The organism is Clavibacter lycopersici (assembly GCF_003576405.1).
GTDB lineage: Bacteria > Actinomycetota > Actinomycetes > Actinomycetales > Microbacteriaceae > Clavibacter > Clavibacter lycopersici.
Map to the genome: position 1 here is coordinate 1 of NZ_QWGT01000550.1, position 459 is coordinate 459.

A 459-nucleotide genomic window follows, 5' to 3' on the forward strand; every position below is an offset into this window, starting at 1 on the left:
GCCGACGGCCACGCCGTCGCGCGCATCGACGAGGGCTGTGCACCGCCGCCCGCGCCCGCCGCGACCGACGCCATGCTCGACGCGATCGCCACGGCCGACGCCATCGTCGTCGCCGACTACGGCCGCGGCGTCACGCGCGATCCCCGCCTGCGCGCCGCCCTGGATGCGCGCGCCGCCGAGGTGCCGCTCGTGTGGGATCCGCACCCCGCGGGCGAGCCGCCCGTCCCGAACACGGCGCTCGCCACCCCGAACCTCGCCGAGGCGCGCGCGTTCTCAGGGCTAGCCGGGCGCGACGTGTCCGCGGCGGCCGACGCAGCCCGTCTGCTCCAGGCGAAGTGGGGCGTCGCGACGGTCGCCGTCACCATGAGCGAGCGCGGCGCCCTGCTCGTGTCGGCGCCCGCGTCCGGCGCGGCCGGTGGATCCATGCCCGTCGTCGTCGCCGCCCCGCTCGTCGCGACG

General features: G+C 78.9%; 1 protein-coding gene. It reads left to right on the top strand.

Annotated elements, in window-relative coordinates; translation table 11 throughout:
- Positions 1 to 459, top strand: a 459-nt coding sequence (locus tag DZG00_RS16480; protein WP_233550191.1) for a PfkB family carbohydrate kinase, incomplete at both ends; no start/stop codon positions are given.